The sequence below is a fragment of the Streptomyces viridochromogenes DSM 40736 genome (assembly GCF_000158955.1).
Taxonomy (GTDB): domain Bacteria; phylum Actinomycetota; class Actinomycetes; order Streptomycetales; family Streptomycetaceae; genus Streptomyces; species Streptomyces venetus.
Genome location: NZ_GG657757.1, coordinates 5,680,598 through 5,697,111, shown reverse-complemented (window position 1 = coordinate 5,697,111; position 16,514 = coordinate 5,680,598). Strand labels below are relative to the sequence as shown.

The window sequence follows — 16,514 nt, the reverse complement described above, 5'->3', positions numbered from 1 at the left end:
GGACGGGACGGACAAGGCGTTTTAGGCCCTACTGGAGCGATCGCACGACACAGCAGGGCCTCGACGACCGTCAGCGGTTGACGGACTGGATCTCCTGGACCACTACGTCTTGCTGAGCACCGAACGTGCCGTCAGGCAGCTGCCGTTCGCCCTGGACACCGGTGCCTGTCCAGTGAATCTTCCAGGTGACCGTCGCCTGGAGCTTGTACGAGCCATCGCCGGAAGAACGCAGATACTTGACCCCGCACGGTGGAGCCTCGTCCGCCTTGCCCTTGGCGTACGGTTCACCGATCGAGCCATCCGCGTTGATCCGGCACTTGCCCGAGCCGGGATAGGTAACGGCGTCATCCGTGCCCGGCTCGATCTTCAGAGAGACTGGTTCGGCGGTGGTAGTCGCCTGAATGTTCAGCAAGGGGACGCCGGCCGTCACCGACACCGGCTTGAACTTCGCCCCGTCCAGCCAGGCCCAGGTCGGCAGGTTCACCTTCGTGGCTTCCTGGGGTGCGAGTTCGACCGTGGTGGAAGGCACACGGATTTCGGCGTACGCGAGCTGGGCGAGTACCTCGGGCGTGATGGCTTCGGGAACGTCCGGGGGCGGAGGGTCTCCGTTGTCCACCCAGAAGATCGGCTTGTCGCAGTCGAGGGCCCCTGGATCCCCTTCACGCCCAGGCGTGACATAGGAGGCCCACCAGTAGCCCTTGCCCTTCTTCTCCTTGTTGAAATCCTTGTAGGGATGACCGTTGACGTAGCGGTCGCGTTGCTCGGCGTCCCATTGGTAACCGGTCGACTCGGCCTGCCAGACCGGCTCCAGGGTCTTTTCGAGCTGATCAGGGGTGTACTTCGGGGCGTAGTAGCAGGCGGGCGGCGTCCACGTCGTGGCTGACTTCACCGAGCCTGCCGACTGGCCTGACCCGTTGTCAGAACGATCGAAGACGACGACTCCGGCAGTGGAGGAGAGAGTGCCGCTTCCGTCTGAGTCACCCTTGACATTCGGATTGGCGGGTGCTTGAGCTCCGCCACCGATGATGTTGTCGGCGAAGGCCGGGGCGCCACACAGCAGTAGCGAACCGATCGAAATCGATACGATCGCGGCCCGGGAAACTCTGCTCAAGGCTGGCACTTGTCGCTGGCTCTCTGCGAAAGAATCTTCTCAATGACCCACACACCCTCGTCGTTCTTTCGCAGCTGGGTGTTGTAGAGAACGTAACTGTTCTTCGAGGCCGGCGTTTTGTTGACCTTCTTCGTCTTCAAGTACATGTCGTAGGCCTTGCTCTGGTCCTCGCAGTACACGAGCGACCCACGATCCTTGCCGCTGGCGTTCACGACGGGGTCGTAGAAGCGGTACGCGCCCGTGACGCGCGCCTTGGCCTTGACGTACGCCTCGATGAACGTCTGTGTCCCTGCGGCGGCTTCGCCCTCGTAGTAGTAGAGGTATGCCTTGTCGAGCGCGTCCTGGTTGACGATCGCCAGGTCGACGGCCTTGATGGACTGCTCGCTGTCCGCCAGGATCGCGTCCTTCTCCTCGTTGCCGGTCTTCGGCCAGTCGAACGTGTAGGAGAGGTCGGACGGGAGCTCGATCTTGGGCCGACCGGCGGAGGCCGGGTCGGATGCGGTCGGGGATGCCGACGCCTCACTTCCCGTGTCGGCACCCGCGATCTTGTCGTTGTCCTTGCTCTTGGAGCTGTCATCGCTCCCGCACGCGGACAGCGTCAGGGCCGCAGCGGCGGTCAGCGTGAGCGCTGCGAGGAGGGTGGGGCGGCGGTTCACGGTCGGCTCCCGGTCAGAGGCGAGGCTTCTCTTGAGCGAACCAAAGCTATACAGCGGGGTGGGGTCGCACCAGGGTGAAGCCTGTCAACTGACGGGGTGTATGGGGATGAATCGGTGATTCGCCGACCAGGTCGAGCAGTAACGGTTGCGTCAAGGGACGGTAGCCGTCCGCCGGCTGACGGGGCATGGGCCCGTGGGCCCATGTGGGGCCTGCTTCTTCGGGGATACGTTCGGGTTCGGACATCGGTGGCGGGTGGGACGCGCGGAGGTGGGGCGGTATGGGGCGGCGCTGGCGGGACGGGCGCGGGGAACTGGTCGTGCACGGGGGTGAGGGGCCGTCCGTGCGCGTTCCCCTGGAGATCGCCACCTCTTATCGGGCCCGGACCAAGGGGTTGTTGGGACGGGACTCCGTCGACGGAGCGATCCTCCTCTCCCCGGCCAGCGGCGTGCACACCTTCCGTATGCGCATCCCGATCGATGTCGCCTACCTCGATCGGCACCTTCGCGTCATCGCCGTGCGCACCATGCGGCCGGGACGACTGGGGATGCCTCGGCTGCGGGCCCGGCATGTGGTGGAGGCCGACGCGGGTGTGATGGGTGCGTGGGGGGTGCGAGAAGGAGCTCGGGTGGAGGTTGTCGCGGGCAGCGGAGGGGGGCTCTAGGCGGACCGTGCCGTGAAGCGGTCCGCCTAGTCGCTGACATCGCTAGGCGTCGCCCCGATCATGGGAGACCTCCGGTAGATCGCTGACCTTCGCCGGCTTGCCGTTCCGGGCGGGCTAGAACTCGCTGAAGACCGACGTCCAGCGGTCCGCCGTCTCGATTTCCACGGTGGCCTTGCGGCCCGGCTCCTTGCTCGCCCGGCGTTCTTGACCTCCTTGACGTGCACGGTGCCGTTCTTGTCCTTGTAGACCACGTCCGCGTCCGGGATCTCGTCGAGATTCACCTTCTCCCCGTTGCCCAAGTCAGCCTCCTTGCGGTTCATCTTGCCGCCGGCTCCGGCGCCCACGTCGGTTCCGGGGGCCGCGTCGTCGGCAGCGCGGCGTACGGCGTTCACCTCCGCGCGTGCCTCGGCAAGCTTGGTGGCGTCGGAGGCATTGGCGACCTTGCCTTCCAGCGCCGCGGCGGCAAGTGGATCTTCGATCCGTTCTTGCCTCGATCGGTCGGGTCCCGTCAGGGTCCGGCCCCTTTCTGCGGCGCGAATGCTCACCGAGTCGATCGCGCAGCGGGACGGCTCACCACGCGCTCCCAACTCGACCAGGATCACACGGTGGAGGCGGCCCCAGACCTGTGCGCGGCTCCACCAGGCGAAGCGCCGGTAGACCGTCTGCCAGCACAGCCCGAACACGGGCGGCAGTCGGAGGCTGAAGAGGCCGCGCTGCTCGCCGCCTCGCCGGCGAAGTGGCCGGGGTCGGGGTCAAGGACCGCCCAATCGGGCACTCAGCGGCCACCTTGGATAATGTCGCTTTTATGAGTACCGCCTTGTATGGATGGCTGGAATGCAGGCCCCAGCCTGGGCACTATGGCACTGAACACGCGACATGGGAGCCCTTCTCCGAAATCCGGCACCTTCATTGGGCCCGTGATTACATGTCATGGTCAGCTCTCTTCGACGTCCGGAGTGTGGAGTCTGTCAGGGCTCTCTTCCCTGAGCGCGGAGCCCCTGTAGATATGTCGGACACGGCACGAAGGGATGCGGACGATTTCGAGGGCCACAGTCATTCGTGGTTCTCGTGGCGTGAACTGTCGGCTGTCGACTGGAATGCCCCCTGCACCGACGGCCCGTCTCGGTACTGGGTCCGCCGCTGGTCCCGTACCCATGAAGGATCCCTCGTGCCCGGCGGATTGGCCGCACTCCCGGATGAGCTGTACGACTCGGCCGCCGCCAAGTTCGGAGAAGGCAATATCGCTCCCTCCCGGTGGCCCGCCGACGGAGAGCTCCTGCTCGGCAACGAGGTGTACCGACCTGTCGTCCCTGCCTATCGCGACCTGGTACCGACCGACGGACCATGGCAACCCGTGTGGAACGTGATGGGCACGCTGTCCGAACTCCATGGCGAGGACAACGTCCGCCTCGTCGTCTGGTTCGGCGGCTGAAGGGAAACCCTTGGGGGGACCGGTCGCGCGTCACGCGGTGACGGCTTCCGCACCCTCACCCTACTTCGCAGCTTCGCCCCGGCCTACTGCCATTCCAGACCTGGATACTCCAGCAGTGCCAGGTCACGCCTGAGCGAAGTCTCGGATGGCTCACGCTCCACAGGCGCCTCGCCGGCGACTACAAGACCCTCGGCACCAGCTCCGAAGCCGTGATCCACATCGCCTCGATCGACAACCTCGCCAAGCGCATAACGGACGAGATCACATCAACTGGCGAGGAACTTACTAGCACCTTCATCGAAGGGCACTCGCTGCTTCGCCGTTCCCCGCCACTCCTCCAGCTCGACGATCGGGCGGTCGCGGACAACAGCCCTGATGATCACGGGACATCACCGTCGCATTGGTTGTTGGAGGGCAGCACATAGTGTGATCAATTCACCAGGGGATGCGCTGTGGAATCCGACGGTTCCACCAAGACGCAGCTTCGCCCTTCCGGCTTTCCTGCGTAAACTCACTCACGACTTCATCGATTTGCGCCACCGCAAGTCGAAGCGCATCGGCATGCTCGCCTACGACCTCGCCCATAAGCCCCGCCAACGCATCCCGTGCCTCTAGGTCACGGCGGAACAAATCCTCCCTGTAACGCCGGGACGGAGCCCAGTCCCCCTGCAGTCGACGGGCCAGTCTCTCCCACACGCGTAGGTAGTAACGTACTTGCCCCTCGACGCTCCCCGTATTTCCCTTGGGGAAGGTCGCGAGGAACGCGTCGGATACGGGTGTATCGATGATTTCGTGGTCGAGGATCTCTGGGAGAATCTCCACCCTCGCCCGAGGGAGGTCCTCCACCGGTTCCTCCGTCACGGCGACCTGATAAGCCGTCTCCTCATCGCTGTCCAATGCCTCCAGACGACATCGGACCGAACGCCCGCCCGGAGTCGCTACCCAGTAATCACTGGGCAACTGCATTTCACCAGGATAGAGAACCGAACTTCGTGTTCTGGCAGCTAGACCGAGCGCAAGCCCAGCTTCCGTAAGGCCGTCGACCGCCCTGTCCTCGATGTAGATATCCAGCTCAAGGGCCAGGTCGCCCGGCGGCAGTCGCCGATAGGAGCACAGGACCGGGGCATCCCAGTTACGCCCGTCCTGAGCCCCGTCCGCATCGGCGACATCGACCAGCCGGCCCGCCAGGTCGAGCAGGTCCGCAAGCGCCCCTCTGAGCTGTGAAGGCTCAAGCTCTTCGACACTGAAAAGATTACCAATCACTTGTACGCCCCATCGTATACCTTCTGGGCCTTCTCAACCTTTTCCGGATTGTTCACGAACTTGGGATTACGTTGCAACTGCTGGGACTTGCTGGCGTCACCCTTGTTTCGCGCTATTTCTTTCAGAGCATCGTATTCGATGCGATCCATTTCAACCAGACCCGGTCCGGACTTGGGGAAGACCGTTCCATTTCCCTTGACTTCGTATGTGCGGCCATTGATCTCATAGGTGTTTCCGTCATCCAGGAGCGTTCCTCGATTGTTAGCAATCCCCTCGATATCGCTGCGGACAAGATCTTCGTTCCCTCGGAGAATCACGGTGTTGCTCTCCTTGACCTCGCCAGACGCCGCCCCGCTGACGGTGTGACGCTTGTTGGGGAACTTCAGCACCTTTCCCCTGGCGGGTCCGGCAACGTCGTCCCCCGCTTGCCACTCATGTGCCGATCCCTGGCCGGACTCGTTCTTCTGTGCCTCTTCAGCGGCCTTGTCGGCCTCGTCAGCCTTCTTCCGAGCTTCCTCGGCCCGCTCCTCGGCGTCCTCGTCGCAGCCGCCCTGGGCGAGGATGACGTAGGGGGAGTCGGTGGCGCCGGCGGCGAGGACCGTGGTGCCTGTGCCGGGCGAGCCGGTGATGAGGCCGGGGGTGCTTCCAGGTGGGTTTCCGCCGTACGGGATCCGGCGGGTCGGCGCCGCGATGGTGCAGCCCGACTCCCGGGCCTGCTTCTCGGCCGCATCCGCCGCCTCGTCGGCGTCCTTCGCCGCCTTCCGAGCGCCCTCGGCATCGCCCGCCTTGGCGGCCTTGCGGGCCTTCTCGGCCGCGTCCGACGCCTTGTCGAGGACTTCGCCGACCTCGGCCAGCTTCTTGAACTTGGTGAACTTCGTGATGGTCTTCGGGCTGAAGATACCGACGACGTTGACAACAGTGTTGCCGATGGAGGCCCCGTAGTTGCCCTTCTTCCAGTTCTCCTTGTCGACGAACGTGTCGATCGCCAGGTCGGAAACGAAGTCCTCGGGCGAGTTGACCCAGCCCCAGACGGAGGAGAGGTAGTTCCCCTTGTCCCACTCCTTGCCCAGTTCGTCGGCCTTGTCGCCCCACCAGTCGGTGGTGTAGCCCTTCAGGCCGTTCCAGGTGTCCTTGACCGAGCCGACCGGGTCGCTGACGACGTCCATGGTGTCGGCCAGGAAGCTCTTGGTCGGGGCCACGAAGAAGCCGCGGACATGGTCCATGAAGGTCCTGTCGTGGCGTTCCTGGTCATGTACGTCGTCCCAGAGGGACTTGTCCTCGAACGGGCCCGGAGCGAGCGGGATCGTGTCGTTCGGGCCCGCGCCCTCGTAGGTGATGATCTGGGCCGACGCGGGGATGCCGCTGCCGCCCGTGTCACCGGCGCCCGTGGCTGTGCTTGTGCCGTCGCCGGATTCCGTGCCGCCGTCGGCTTCCGAGCCTTCCTGGGTGCCCGCGCCGCCCTGGGTGTCCGAGCCGCCTTGGGTGTCCGAGTCTCCCTGGGTGTCCGCATCGCCGTTCGTGCCCGTGCCGCCGTCGGCGCCGGCGTCCGCCTCTCCCTGCTCCGCGACGTCGTTGTCCCCCGCCGCGCCCGTCTCCGTACGGTCGCCCTGCGGAGCGGGGCAGGCCGTGCCCGTCACCCTGCAGACCGCCGACTGGATGCCGTCGGCGATGTGCCCGCCGAGCCCACCGAGCGAGAGCGCGACGATGATCGCCGCGACCACTGCGATGAGCCCCGCGTACTCCACCGCGGTCTGGCCCTCGTCCCGCCGCCAGCGGATCATCCGCTCCAGGTTGAACGCCCGCCGCTCCTCCCTGTCCTGGGGAGCGCTCTCGAACCACTCACGCGACCGGGCCCGGCGCAACAGCACGATGACCGCCACCGGCATCGCCGCCTGCGTGATGCCCCGCAGATCACCGTGCATCAGCGTGCCGAACGACAACCACACGACCCACGCCTGTACGGCGATCAGGGCGCGGCTCGTCCACACCCCGCCCCGCCACAGGCGCCGGGCCAGGTAGACCCCGGCCACGCTGGGCAGCGAGTCGTAGACCAGGATCCCGAAGATCTCGCCGGAGTAGTACGACACCACCGACAGCACGGTGACCACGTACACCGCCGTCAGCGCGAACTGCACCCACAGCAGCACCTGCGCCCAGCCCAGCTCCCTGGGCAGCGGCGAACGCCGGCCCCAGGACAGGAGGTTCTGCGCACCCCACGTCCCGCTCGGCGGTATGGAGTTACCGTCACCGGACATGCGTGACCTCAGCTCGTTCAGCGTCGATTCAGGACGAACACCCGGGCGAGGCTAAGGAACATCGGTCACCGACACATGGGCCCCTGGCCCCAACTCCGGGCCCATTCGCAGCACAGCGAAGTGCTGTCTCGGGAACGAGCGGGGCCCGTCCTCGCCGACGGTGGCGAGGACGGGCCCCGGGTGGGTCGCTTGTGGTGGCTCAGCTCTCCGTGCGCGGGAAGGAAACCTCGACACGGCGGTTCTTCTTGCGGCCCGCCTCAGTGGAGTTGTCCGCGATCGGGTACTGCTCGCCGTAGCCGCGCGTTTCGTAGGTGATGCCCGAGTCCGCGAGTTCACCCTCCAGGACCCCCTGTACGGCTGACGCACGTCGGCGGGACAGGGCATCGCCGTGGGCCGACGAGCCCAGGTTGTCCGTGAAGCCGAAGACACGGATCTTCTTCGCGTTCTGCGCCTTGATCTCCTCGGCGATGTCCGCGATGCGCGCCTTCGCCTGAGCGCCGAGTTTCGCACTGTCCTTGCCGAACAGCACCTCGGCCTGCAGTGCGAACTTCACGTCCGAGTTCGTGTCTTCGCGGCGTTCGTCGCCGCTCTCGTCCTCGACGACGGTCTTGATGTCGAGGACCTTGGCATCAGCGAGGGTCGCACCCTCGACCAGTTTCAGGTCGGGGTCGTTCGCGTCGACTTTGACCGGTGCGGCGGCATTGGGCTGGGTGCCTGGCGGGTAGCTAGGGCCGTCGGCTGCGTGGGCGGATGCGGCGGCGAAGACGTTGGTGGCCAACACGAGGGAGGCTGCGGCGATGACGATCGCCAGGTGTGGTGTCTCAGTTCGGGCGTCGTTCATGGTGGTCCGCCTCACCCGGAGATCTTGATGGTGGCGGCGGCGAACTGCGGCAGCTGGAACGTCACCTCGGTCGAGCTGTCGGGAGGCGCAGGGAACTGCATGAAGACAGGGATGGACTCGCCCGCCTTCATGGAAGGGAAGTTGGTCGTGGTAAGCGGGCGGCCTTCTGTATCCCTCAGCACGTAGTACCGCTTCTTCCCCTTGGCGTCCACCAGTGTGGCGCCCCCGAGCGACCGTCCGTTTCGGATGATCTCTGTTTCGTTACCACTCAGTTGAGCGGGCACGTTGACAGTGCCGCTGCCGTCGTTCTTCAAGTTGCCGCTGACAGTGAGAAACCCACCCGAATCCCGCTCAGCCGAGGTGACCTGCAAGAGCAGACCGTCTGGGCCCTTCAACTCGGCAAGAGGCTCCTCCGATTGACCTTCCTGAGCACTCGGTTTTGATCCGCTGGCCTTGGAAGCCGACGCCTGCGTGCCACCGGCCTTGTCGTCGCCGCTGCTGCAACCGGCCACACCGAGGGCCAGGCTGACCACAACCGCCGCTGCGGCCATCCCGCTGCGGGCCGTCGTCGTGAACCGCATGCTCATGAGCTCCGCTTCCTTTGTTCGTCGATCTCTTTGTCAGTCGGCCAGATGGACGTCGAAGAGCTCCTCGGGACCAGGCAGATCCGAGAGATCATCCGGGTCCAGGTCCCAGGTTTGACCTTTGCAGCTCAGCTGCGGCAGGTCCTCGGGGTTGCCGTTGTCCTCATCAGGCAGTTGGAAGGAACAACGCGGCTCGATCACGGCCTTGGCCTCTGCAGTCGCATACGTCTCTTCCGTACCGGGGATGATGCTGTCGCCGACGGGATCGTTCGTCTTGACCTTGACCTCGTAACCCTGCGGGTCCCACTCGGGGTCGCAGCCGCCCACGACATGTGCGTCGTTTTCGTCGGCGAATTGTTGCGCCCGCCAGCACGACGGCTCGAGCCCCTCGACGTTCCCGTGGAAAATGTCTTGCCAGAGATCAGGATTGGGCAGGTTGTCCAGCCACCTGTCCACGAGTTGGTCGCGCCGATCCTGTGCAACCGCGAGGGCGGCAGCGTCCGCCGCCGTCTGCGCGCCGTTTCGTGTCACTGCGGCCTGGCCGACCGCAAGATACGCGAACGCAAGAAAGAGCAGGCCCGCCACCACCGTAATGTAGATGGGGAAGGCCTGCCCTGCGTCGTCGCACTTATGGGGCTTCGTCAGCCGGCAGTGACCTCGGTGATCTTGTCCTTGATCGCGTTGTAGATGTCCTGACCGATGTCCGTCCCCGTGATCGCCAGCACGATCGCCACAACCACCGCGATGATTCCCAGGTACTCGACTGCGGTCTGGCCCTTGTCGTTGCGGGCGGCGCGGGTGTGCAGGTACGAGACGGTGGTGTTGATCCAGTTGCTCATGGTGGTGTTCCCCTCCGGTACCGGCCGGACGCCTGCCGACCGACGCGCAAGCCACTTCGGCGCTGATGGCGTTACCGACTTCCTCCGTGCCGGTCCCGCTTTCGACGCCAGAAACGTACGCCGCACCCCCAGTCCGACCAGAGGGCCCCAGGGCCCAATCCCGGGCCCAAAGCAGGTCATGAGACCTGCCGTTTACGCCCTGGGCCCATGAGCCCGGTCCCCTGTGCCCCCATTCAGCCACGCTCGGTCCCCCCTGTCCCAACCCCCGAACCGGGCACCGTCCCGAGCCACTTGGCCACAGCCTCGCCGCGGCTGGTGCTGTGCAACTTGGCGAAGATGCGGTTGATGTGGTTCTTGACGGTCTTCTCGCTGATGAAGCACGTGGCGGCGATCTGCTGGTTGTTCATGCCGGACGCGATGAGGTCCATGATCTCCGCCTCCCTCGTGCTCAGTTGGAACCGCGACCTGTCGGGAGCGGCCGGACGGCCACTCGTCCATTCAGACGAAGACTGTCCCACATGCGGTTGCATTTGCGAAAGGTTTTCTGAAGAAGTGGACGGGGATGGAGCGGGGTGAGGCGTGAAATGCACTGGCAGCGCCGGATTCTGAGGTTGACTATACGATTTTGCGGAAGTAGAAATTCCGTATGCAGTCGCACTCGATGACTGACCCAGGCCTTCCGGCAGGGGCGGGGTCGGGGTCTGGTCCCTGCGGAGTTGGGCCAGCAGGGCACCCGCTGCCGTGGGGGTGAAATGTGCCCGGCCCTCCTTGATGTCCCGTACGGCGTCGACCAGCTGGTCGGCCGTGAACTCGCCGTGGACCAGGTAGCCGCCCGCTCCCCGGCGCAAGGCCTCCTGGACGATCTCGGACTCCCTGCTGTAGGTCAGCATCACCACCGGCGCGATCTGTACGAGGTAGGGCAGGGCCGAGATGCCGTCCACGCCGGGCATGCGCACGTCGAGGAGGACGACGTCCGGGCGGTGCTGCTGGGCGGCGTCGTAGGCCTGGCGGCCGTCGGTGGCCTCCGCCACGACCTCGATGTCCGCGCGGCCGGAGAGCAGGGCGGTGAGGCCGGCCCGGACCACCGGGTTGTCGTCCGCCACGACGACCCGCAGGCGGCGGACCGGCTGCGCCGGTTGCGGGAGGTCGGCGAACGGGTGGTGCGGTGGCGGCTGCGGGGCGCCGGTGGGGTGGGGCGTCTGGTCCGGCATCAGGGGCCTCCTCTCGGGTCGTGGGGTCATGCGGTGGGGGTGGTCAGGGCGGCCAGGGGGAGTTCCAGGCGGACCTCCGTGCCCTGGGAGTGACCGCCGCGGCCTATGCGGATGCGGGCACCGACCGAGGCGGCTCGTTCGACCATGCCGACCAGGCCGAAGTGGCCCGCTCGGCGGAGTTGTTCGAGGGTGGTGCCGGGCGGGAGGCCGCGGCCGTCGTCGTAGACGCTGATGCGGAGCAGGTCACCGTGAACGCCCGCGCTGACGTCGACGCGGGTGGGGTGGGCGTGGCGGTGGGCGTTCTCCAGGGCTTCCGAGGCGATGGTGAGGAGTTGGCGGGCCACGGCCGGGGGGACGGGCGGTACGGCGTGGGCGCCGGTGGGGCGGTAGACCGCCGGGAGGCCGGTGCGGGTGCTGAAGTCGCGGGTACGGGCCGCCAGTTCGACCAGGACGTCCGTGGCCTGGGAGGGGTCCGATTCGCGGCGCAGGTCGGCCAGGAGTTCCCGGGATTCCGCGGCGGCCCGGCGGGCGGAACGGGCGACCAGTGCGGCCTGCTGTCTCACCAGGGCCGGGTCCATGCGGTCGGCGTTCGCCGAGGTGGTCAGGCCGTCGGCTGCCAGGGCCACGCCGTGCAGGGTCTTCGCGACCGAGTCGTGCATCTCGCGGGCCAGGCGGGCTCGTTCGGCGCTGACCGCTTCCGTCACGGCGAGACGGGCCTGGACGGTGGTGAGGGCCTGGGTGGCGGCGCCGAAGCGGAGCATGAGGTTGCGGAGGCTGGAGCCGACGGCGCCGGCGATGACACAGAGGCCGGGCAGGAGGGCGGACTCGGTGATGCCCGGGGCCGGGTCCTGCTGTGCCGCGTGGATGAGGAGCAGCAGGAGGGCCTGGAGGGAGGCGAAGCCCGCCGCGCCGCGCCAGCCGTAGACCAGGCCTGCCAGGAGCGGGGTGCAGACGCTGACGTAGGCGAGGGTGCTGTCGGGGCCGGCGGCGATGAGGAGCAGGGCGCCGAAGAGGGTGTCCACGGCGAGGAGGGAGGGGTGGCGCAGGAGGAGGGGGCCGAAGCGTTCCCAGTCCCGGAAGAGGACGTAGGAGGTCATGAAGGTGACGACCACGGCCGCGCCGACGAGGCGGGTGGGCAGGCCGTCGTTCGCGTTGACGAGGGCGGTGGGGGTGGCGAGGGCGATCATGGCCAGGCGGAAGCCGAAGACCTGGCGGCACATGGCCTGGAGGGCGTTGACCTGGATGTCGATCGCGGGACCGGCGGGGTGGGTGGTGTCCTTGCCTTCGGCCGGGAGCTGGTTCCCGGCCGCACCGGCCGGGCCGCGGCCGTCGTCGGGCGCGGATGGCCCCTGGGGGAACGCGGCGGCCGATCGGTCGCGCACCGAGGATCCCGGCTCACCGTTCGCGTTCGCCTCCGGTGCACTGCCCGCGGGCGTAGGCATCGGCATCGGGCCCGGTGCGGCGGCGTCCACCGCGGCCCCCCGGGGTATCCCTGGCTTCCGCCGCCCATCCCTCTTGATCCGCAGCGTGGGCTCACCGCCCACGGCCGCCTCCCACCCCGGTGGCAGCGCGGGCGTCACCGATGTCACCGGTACGTCCGATGCACCCGTGCGGACATGCGCCGGCAGCACGGTCCCCGCCGGGGGCGTGGTGATCTCCGGCGTCTGCTCGGCCCGGCGGCGGCGACGGCCCAGCAGCCCCGTCCGCTCCCCTGTCATCGACATGCCCTCGCCCCTCCCCTACTTCCCCGTGACCGAGCCGAAGTCCGTGCCCGAGCCGAGGATCAGGCCGGCGCCGAGCAGGAGCATGGTGGCCGGGACCATGAAGGTCGTGATCATCATCGTGGCCTTGGGAACGGCCCGGGCCGCCTTGCGGCGGGCGTTCTGCGCGTCCGTGCGGCGCATGTCCTTGGCGAGGGACACCAGCGTGTCGACGATCGGCGCACCCAGTTCCTCGCCCTGCTGCAGCGCCGTCACGAACATCGCCACCTGCTCGGAGTCGTTGCGGCGGCGCAGTTCCGCGAAGGCCTGGCGGCGGCTCATGCCGAGGTCCATCTGACGCAGGGTGATGCGCAGTTCGTCGGCCCAGGGGCCCTCGTAGCGGGAGGCGACCCGGTCCAGCGCCTGGCGGAAGCCGAGGCCGGCGCTCACCACGACAGCGAGGACGTCCAGGAAGTCCGGCAGGGTCCGTTCGATGACGTCCTTGCGGATGCGGATCGCCGACCAGATGCCGACCTCCGTCCAGAACGCGCCGAAGGCCAGCAGGAGCAGCGCGACCAGCAGTTGGCCGCGCATGAGGAAGACCAGGAAGCCCACGGCTCCGAGGAAGCCGTAGACCGCCCGCCGTGCCGCGTACCGGTCGATCGTCAGGCCGCCCGGGTTGCCCGCGAGGTCGATCTTGCGGCGGTACTTCGCCACCTGCTTCGGGCCCATCAGGCGCAGCACCGCGGGCGCGTAGCGCATGCCCAGGCGGTCGATGAGGGAGTCGACCGCGCCGGTGCGGGTGGAGCCGACCTCCAGGGCCAGGGCGAGGTCGCCGGGCAGTTTGGCCTCCGCGCGGTACATGCGGATGCCGGCGAAGACGCCCCAGACACTGAGGCCCATCAGCAGGGCGAGCAGCAGTCCCATGGTTGCCTCCGTGCTCTCAGACGTCGATGCGGGACAGGCGGCGGATGAGGACGAAGCCCACGGCGTAGAGCGAGAAGGCGATGATGACCGCCGCCTGGCCGAAGGCGGAGCCGGTCATGCGGTCCAGGGCGCCGTCCTTCACCCCGTTCATCAGGAACAGGGAGCCGACGCCCAGGACCGGGACGGCGTACGACGTCATGGTGACCTGGGAGAGCTGGGTGCGGACCTCGCGCCGGGTCTCCTTGCGTTCCTCCAGGGTCTCCGTGAGGTTGCGCAGGGCGCTGACCACCTGGCCACCGGCCCGGTTGGACAGGACCAGGGTGGTGACGAGGACGACCAGTTCGCGGGACGGGAGGCGGTCGGCCAGTTCGCCCAGCGCGTCGTCCATCGAGGCACCGACCGCCAGCTGGTCGGAGACCTTGCCGAGTTCCTCGCCCGCCGGGGCCTCCATCTCCTCGGCGGCCATGCCGATCGCCGTGCGCAGGGCGAGGCCCGCCTGGGTGGCGTTGGCGAGGATCCGGGCCATCTCGGGAAGCTGGTTGATGAACTTCTCGATGCGTTTCTGGCGTTGCCAGTTGAGGAACTGGACGGCGATCCCGATGCCGAGCAGTCCCGCGAGAGGCCCGAAGAACGGTGCCAGAGCCGCCTGGCCGATCAGCCACAGGCCCGCGACCGTGGCGAGCATGTAGACGAAGAACTCGCCGGGGGTGATGTCGAGGCCGGTCGCCGCCAGGCGCAGTTCCAGTTTCTTGCCGAGCCTGGTGCGCCGCAGGCGGCGGTCGATGCCGCGGAAGTTGCGGCGGCGGCCGCCGGCCGGGAGCTGGCCCGTGGCGGACAGGCGGTCGACCAGGACCTGCCGTTGTGCCTTGCCCATGGCGTAGGAGTGCAGGCCGACGACCACGAGGGCGCAGGTCAGCAGAGTGACGCCGGTGGTGAGCGTGATGAGCGATTGCAGTTCCATCGGTCGGTCCTACCTGGCTTCTCGGGTGGCTAGCTGGTCCGCCGACTGAGCGATGCCGAACGCCTGTGGGAGGGGCTGGCTCGCCATGTAGAGGCGGTCGGCGGTACGGCGCGGGAGCGGAAAGTACTCGAAGACTCCGTGGATTCGGCCGTCGGAGGTCATGGGCCGCGCGTGGAAGCGGGCGACCGTGACCAGGCGGTACGGGTCGCTGCCGTGGCTGTCCATCAGCGCGATCTCGGTGATGCGGCGGGCGCCGTCCGCGAACCGGGTCAGCTGCACGATGACGTCAACCGCGCTGTTGATCTGGTCGTGCAGCGCGACGAAGGGGATCTCCACGTCCGACATGGACGCCAGGGTCTGCAGTCGCATCAGCGCGTCCTCGGCGCTGTTGGCGTGGACGGTGGCGAGTGAGCCGTCGTGGCCGGTCGACATCGCCTGCAGCATGTCGAGGGACTCGCCGCCGCGGACCTCACCGACGACGATCCGGTCGGGGCGCATGCGCAGCGAGTTGCGCACCAGGTCGCGGATCGTCACCTGGCCCTTGCCCTCGACGTTCGGCGGACGCGACTCCAGGCGGATCACGTGCGGCTGCTGGAGCTGGAGTTCGGCGGAGTCCTCGATGGTGATGATGCGTTCGCCCTGGGGGATGAGCCCCGACAGGGCGTTCAGGAGCGTCGTCTTGCCGGTGCCGGTCGCGCCCGAGACGATGACGTTGAACTTCGCCTGCACCAGGCCCGCCAGCAGGTACAACATCTGCTCGTCGAGCGAGCCGAGGCCGATCAGCTCCTGGAGCGTGAAGGAGCGCGGGAAGCGGCGGATGGTGAGGGTGGCGCCGGTCAGGGACAGCGGCGGGATGATGACGTTGACGCGCTCACCGGAGGGCAGGCGGGCGTCGACCATCGGGTTGGACTCGTCCACGCGCCGGTTGACCGTCGAGACGATGCGCTCGATGGTCTGCATGAGCTGATCGTTGGAGGCGAAGCGCAGGGGCAGTTGCTCGACCCGGCCGCCGCGCTCCACGAAGATCGCGTCCGGGCCGTTCACCATGATCTCGGTGATGGACGCGTCCTCCAGGAGCGGTTCCAGGATGCCGAGGCCCAGTGCCTCGTCGACCACCCTGCGGATCAGCTGCGAGCGCTCCACCGTCGACAGGACCGGGCCCTCGCGGCTGATGATGTGCCCGAGAACCCGCTCCAGCCGGGCCCTGCGCTCGGCGGCGGCCAGCGAACTCATCTCCGCGAGGTCGATCTCCTCCAGGAGCTTGGCCCGGTAGGAGGCGACCATGTGGCCGTCCTCGCCCCGGTTGCCGTTCTCCTCGGGGGTGTTGATGCGTGCTCGCAGGCTCATGAGTGCGGGGCTCCTCGCTCTTGCTCAGTGGTCGCGCGGCATCGTGGCGGTCTTGACGGCCGGGTCGAACTTCCAGCCCGGCACGAGGGACGGGATCTGCACGGTGGCCGTGACCGTGACCTCGTCCCCACCGGTCGGCGCCGAGCAGCTCGTCCCGTCGGCCAGCCAACTGCTGACCGCTGCCCTGCAGTCCGCCTCGGACGGGCCGTCCAGTGACGCACTGCGCGCCCCCGTCCTGGCCGCCGTGCCCGCCTGCTGGGCGGTGTAGGCGATCAGGCCGAGCTGCACGGCCCCCAGGGCGACGATCAGCAGGATCGGCAGGAACCCGATGTACTCGATGGCGACCTGGCCGCGGTCTCGGCCCTTGCGGTTTCCGGTCATCACGGTTTCGCCTCCTCGACCGCCCCGGCGTGGCCGTGGACCGTGAACCCGAAGGACAGCGTGCCGGGGAAGAGGACCGGCACCTCCAGGTCCACGTCGGCCGTCACGTAGCCCGAGCCGCCGCAGGTCACCTCGGCCCCGGACCGCCACGCGTCCGACAGCTTGTCCTTGCCCGCCCGCTCACACACGCCCTGCCGCACTCCCCGCTCCGCCGCCGTCCCCTGCCGTACGGCCTCGTCCGCGGCGTTGCCCGCGAGCGTGTAGGTGTAGCCGACGAGGACGACCTGCCACAGGGCGATCAGCGTCACGATGATCGTCGGCGTCATCCCGAGGAACTCGATCGT

The 16,514-nt window shown here is 67.6% G+C and carries 18 protein-coding genes and 1 pseudogene; 3 read left to right on the top strand and 16 right to left on the bottom strand.

The window, feature by feature from the left end; genetic code table 11:
* Nucleotides 1–70: 70 nt before the first annotated feature.
* The gene (locus SSQG_RS25200; RefSeq protein WP_039933588.1) at nt 71–1,120 is read right to left on the bottom strand and encodes a hypothetical protein; all 1,050 of its coding nucleotides are present in this window, start codon (nt 1,118–1,120) and stop codon (nt 71–73) included.
* A complete protein-coding gene (locus SSQG_RS25195; protein ID WP_086025113.1) occupies nt 1,108–1,767 on the bottom strand; it encodes a hypothetical protein in 660 nt (219 codons plus the stop codon). The genes SSQG_RS25200 and SSQG_RS25195 overlap by 13 nt, the downstream gene beginning before the upstream one ends.
* A gap of 278 nt (nt 1,768–2,045) precedes the next feature.
* Here SSQG_RS25195 and SSQG_RS25190 point away from each other — a divergent pair, with 278 nt between their 5' ends.
* On the top strand, nt 2,046–2,429 hold the full coding sequence (locus tag SSQG_RS25190; protein WP_039933587.1) for a DUF192 domain-containing protein: 384 nt from the start codon (nt 2,046–2,048) through the stop codon (nt 2,427–2,429).
* A 26-nt stretch (nt 2,430–2,455) separates the two neighbouring features.
* Here the strand turns inward: SSQG_RS25190 and SSQG_RS44060 are convergent, their stop codons facing one another.
* Nucleotides 2,456–3,112: a hypothetical protein gene (locus SSQG_RS44060; RefSeq protein ID WP_003992670.1), complete on the bottom strand. Its 657-nt coding sequence runs from the start codon at nt 3,110–3,112 to the stop codon at nt 2,456–2,458.
* 485 nt (nt 3,113–3,597) lie between these two features.
* Between SSQG_RS44060 and SSQG_RS38325 the strand changes: the two genes are divergently transcribed.
* Together SSQG_RS38325 and SSQG_RS39605 are read left to right on the top strand one after the other, a co-directional pair.
* On the top strand, nt 3,598–3,861 hold the full coding sequence (locus tag SSQG_RS38325) for a hypothetical protein (protein ID WP_052310345.1): 264 nt from the start codon (nt 3,598–3,600) through the stop codon (nt 3,859–3,861).
* Nucleotides 3,862–3,992: 131 nt separating this feature from the next.
* Nucleotides 3,993–4,150, top strand: a pseudogene (locus SSQG_RS39605) (IS5/IS1182 family transposase); the annotation flags it as partial.
* Between the two features lie 146 nt (nt 4,151–4,296).
* Here SSQG_RS39605 and SSQG_RS25180 read toward each other — a convergent pair.
* From SSQG_RS25180 to SSQG_RS25120, 13 genes are all read right to left on the bottom strand, one after another.
* Nucleotides 4,297–5,124, bottom strand: coding sequence for a hypothetical protein (locus SSQG_RS25180; RefSeq protein WP_003992668.1), 828 nt, complete (start codon nt 5,122–5,124; stop codon nt 4,297–4,299).
* Nucleotides 5,121–7,379, bottom strand: coding sequence for a hypothetical protein (locus SSQG_RS25175; RefSeq protein WP_003992667.1), 2,259 nt, complete (start codon nt 7,377–7,379; stop codon nt 5,121–5,123). Before SSQG_RS25175 ends, SSQG_RS25180 begins: the two co-directional genes overlap by 4 nt.
* A gap of 199 nt (nt 7,380–7,578) precedes the next feature.
* A complete protein-coding gene (locus SSQG_RS25170; protein WP_003992666.1) occupies nt 7,579–8,220 on the bottom strand; it encodes an OmpA family protein in 642 nt (213 codons plus the stop codon).
* An 11-nt stretch (nt 8,221–8,231) separates the two neighbouring features.
* Nucleotides 8,232–8,807, bottom strand: a complete 576-nt coding sequence (locus SSQG_RS25165) for a hypothetical protein (protein ID WP_003992665.1) — start codon at nt 8,805–8,807, stop codon at nt 8,232–8,234.
* Nucleotides 8,808–8,840: 33 nt separating this feature from the next.
* Nucleotides 8,841–9,449: a pilus assembly protein TadG-related protein gene (locus tag SSQG_RS25160; protein WP_003992664.1), complete on the bottom strand. Its 609-nt coding sequence runs from the start codon at nt 9,447–9,449 to the stop codon at nt 8,841–8,843.
* The gene (locus SSQG_RS25155) at nt 9,446–9,643 is read right to left on the bottom strand and encodes a Flp family type IVb pilin (RefSeq protein WP_039933585.1); all 198 of its coding nucleotides are present in this window, start codon (nt 9,641–9,643) and stop codon (nt 9,446–9,448) included. Before SSQG_RS25155 ends, SSQG_RS25160 begins: the two co-directional genes overlap by 4 nt.
* A gap of 233 nt (nt 9,644–9,876) precedes the next feature.
* On the bottom strand, nt 9,877–10,854 hold the full coding sequence (locus SSQG_RS25150; RefSeq protein WP_003992662.1) for a response regulator transcription factor: 978 nt from the start codon (nt 10,852–10,854) through the stop codon (nt 9,877–9,879).
* A gap of 26 nt (nt 10,855–10,880) precedes the next feature.
* Entirely contained in the window at nt 10,881–12,578 is a 1,698-nt protein-coding gene (locus SSQG_RS25145) for a sensor histidine kinase (RefSeq protein WP_039933583.1), read from the bottom strand.
* Nucleotides 12,579–12,593: 15 nt separating this feature from the next.
* Nucleotides 12,594–13,481, bottom strand: a complete 888-nt coding sequence (locus SSQG_RS25140) for a DUF5936 domain-containing protein (RefSeq protein WP_003992659.1) — start codon at nt 13,479–13,481, stop codon at nt 12,594–12,596.
* A gap of 16 nt (nt 13,482–13,497) precedes the next feature.
* A complete protein-coding gene (locus SSQG_RS25135; protein WP_003992658.1) occupies nt 13,498–14,442 on the bottom strand; it encodes a type II secretion system F family protein in 945 nt (314 codons plus the stop codon).
* Nucleotides 14,443–14,451: 9 nt separating this feature from the next.
* Entirely contained in the window at nt 14,452–15,789 is a 1,338-nt protein-coding gene (locus tag SSQG_RS25130) for a CpaF family protein (protein ID WP_003992657.1), read from the bottom strand.
* 24 nt (nt 15,790–15,813) lie between these two features.
* Nucleotides 15,814–16,170: a TadE/TadG family type IV pilus assembly protein gene (locus tag SSQG_RS25125; protein WP_039933580.1), complete on the bottom strand. Its 357-nt coding sequence runs from the start codon at nt 16,168–16,170 to the stop codon at nt 15,814–15,816.
* Nucleotides 16,170–16,496 carry a pilus assembly protein gene (locus SSQG_RS25120; protein WP_244299520.1) on the bottom strand — a complete coding sequence of 109 codons (327 nt, stop codon included), beginning with the start codon at nt 16,494–16,496 and terminating at the stop codon, nt 16,170–16,172. The genes SSQG_RS25125 and SSQG_RS25120 overlap by 1 nt, the downstream gene beginning before the upstream one ends.
* Between the last annotated feature and the right edge of the window lie 18 nt (nt 16,497–16,514).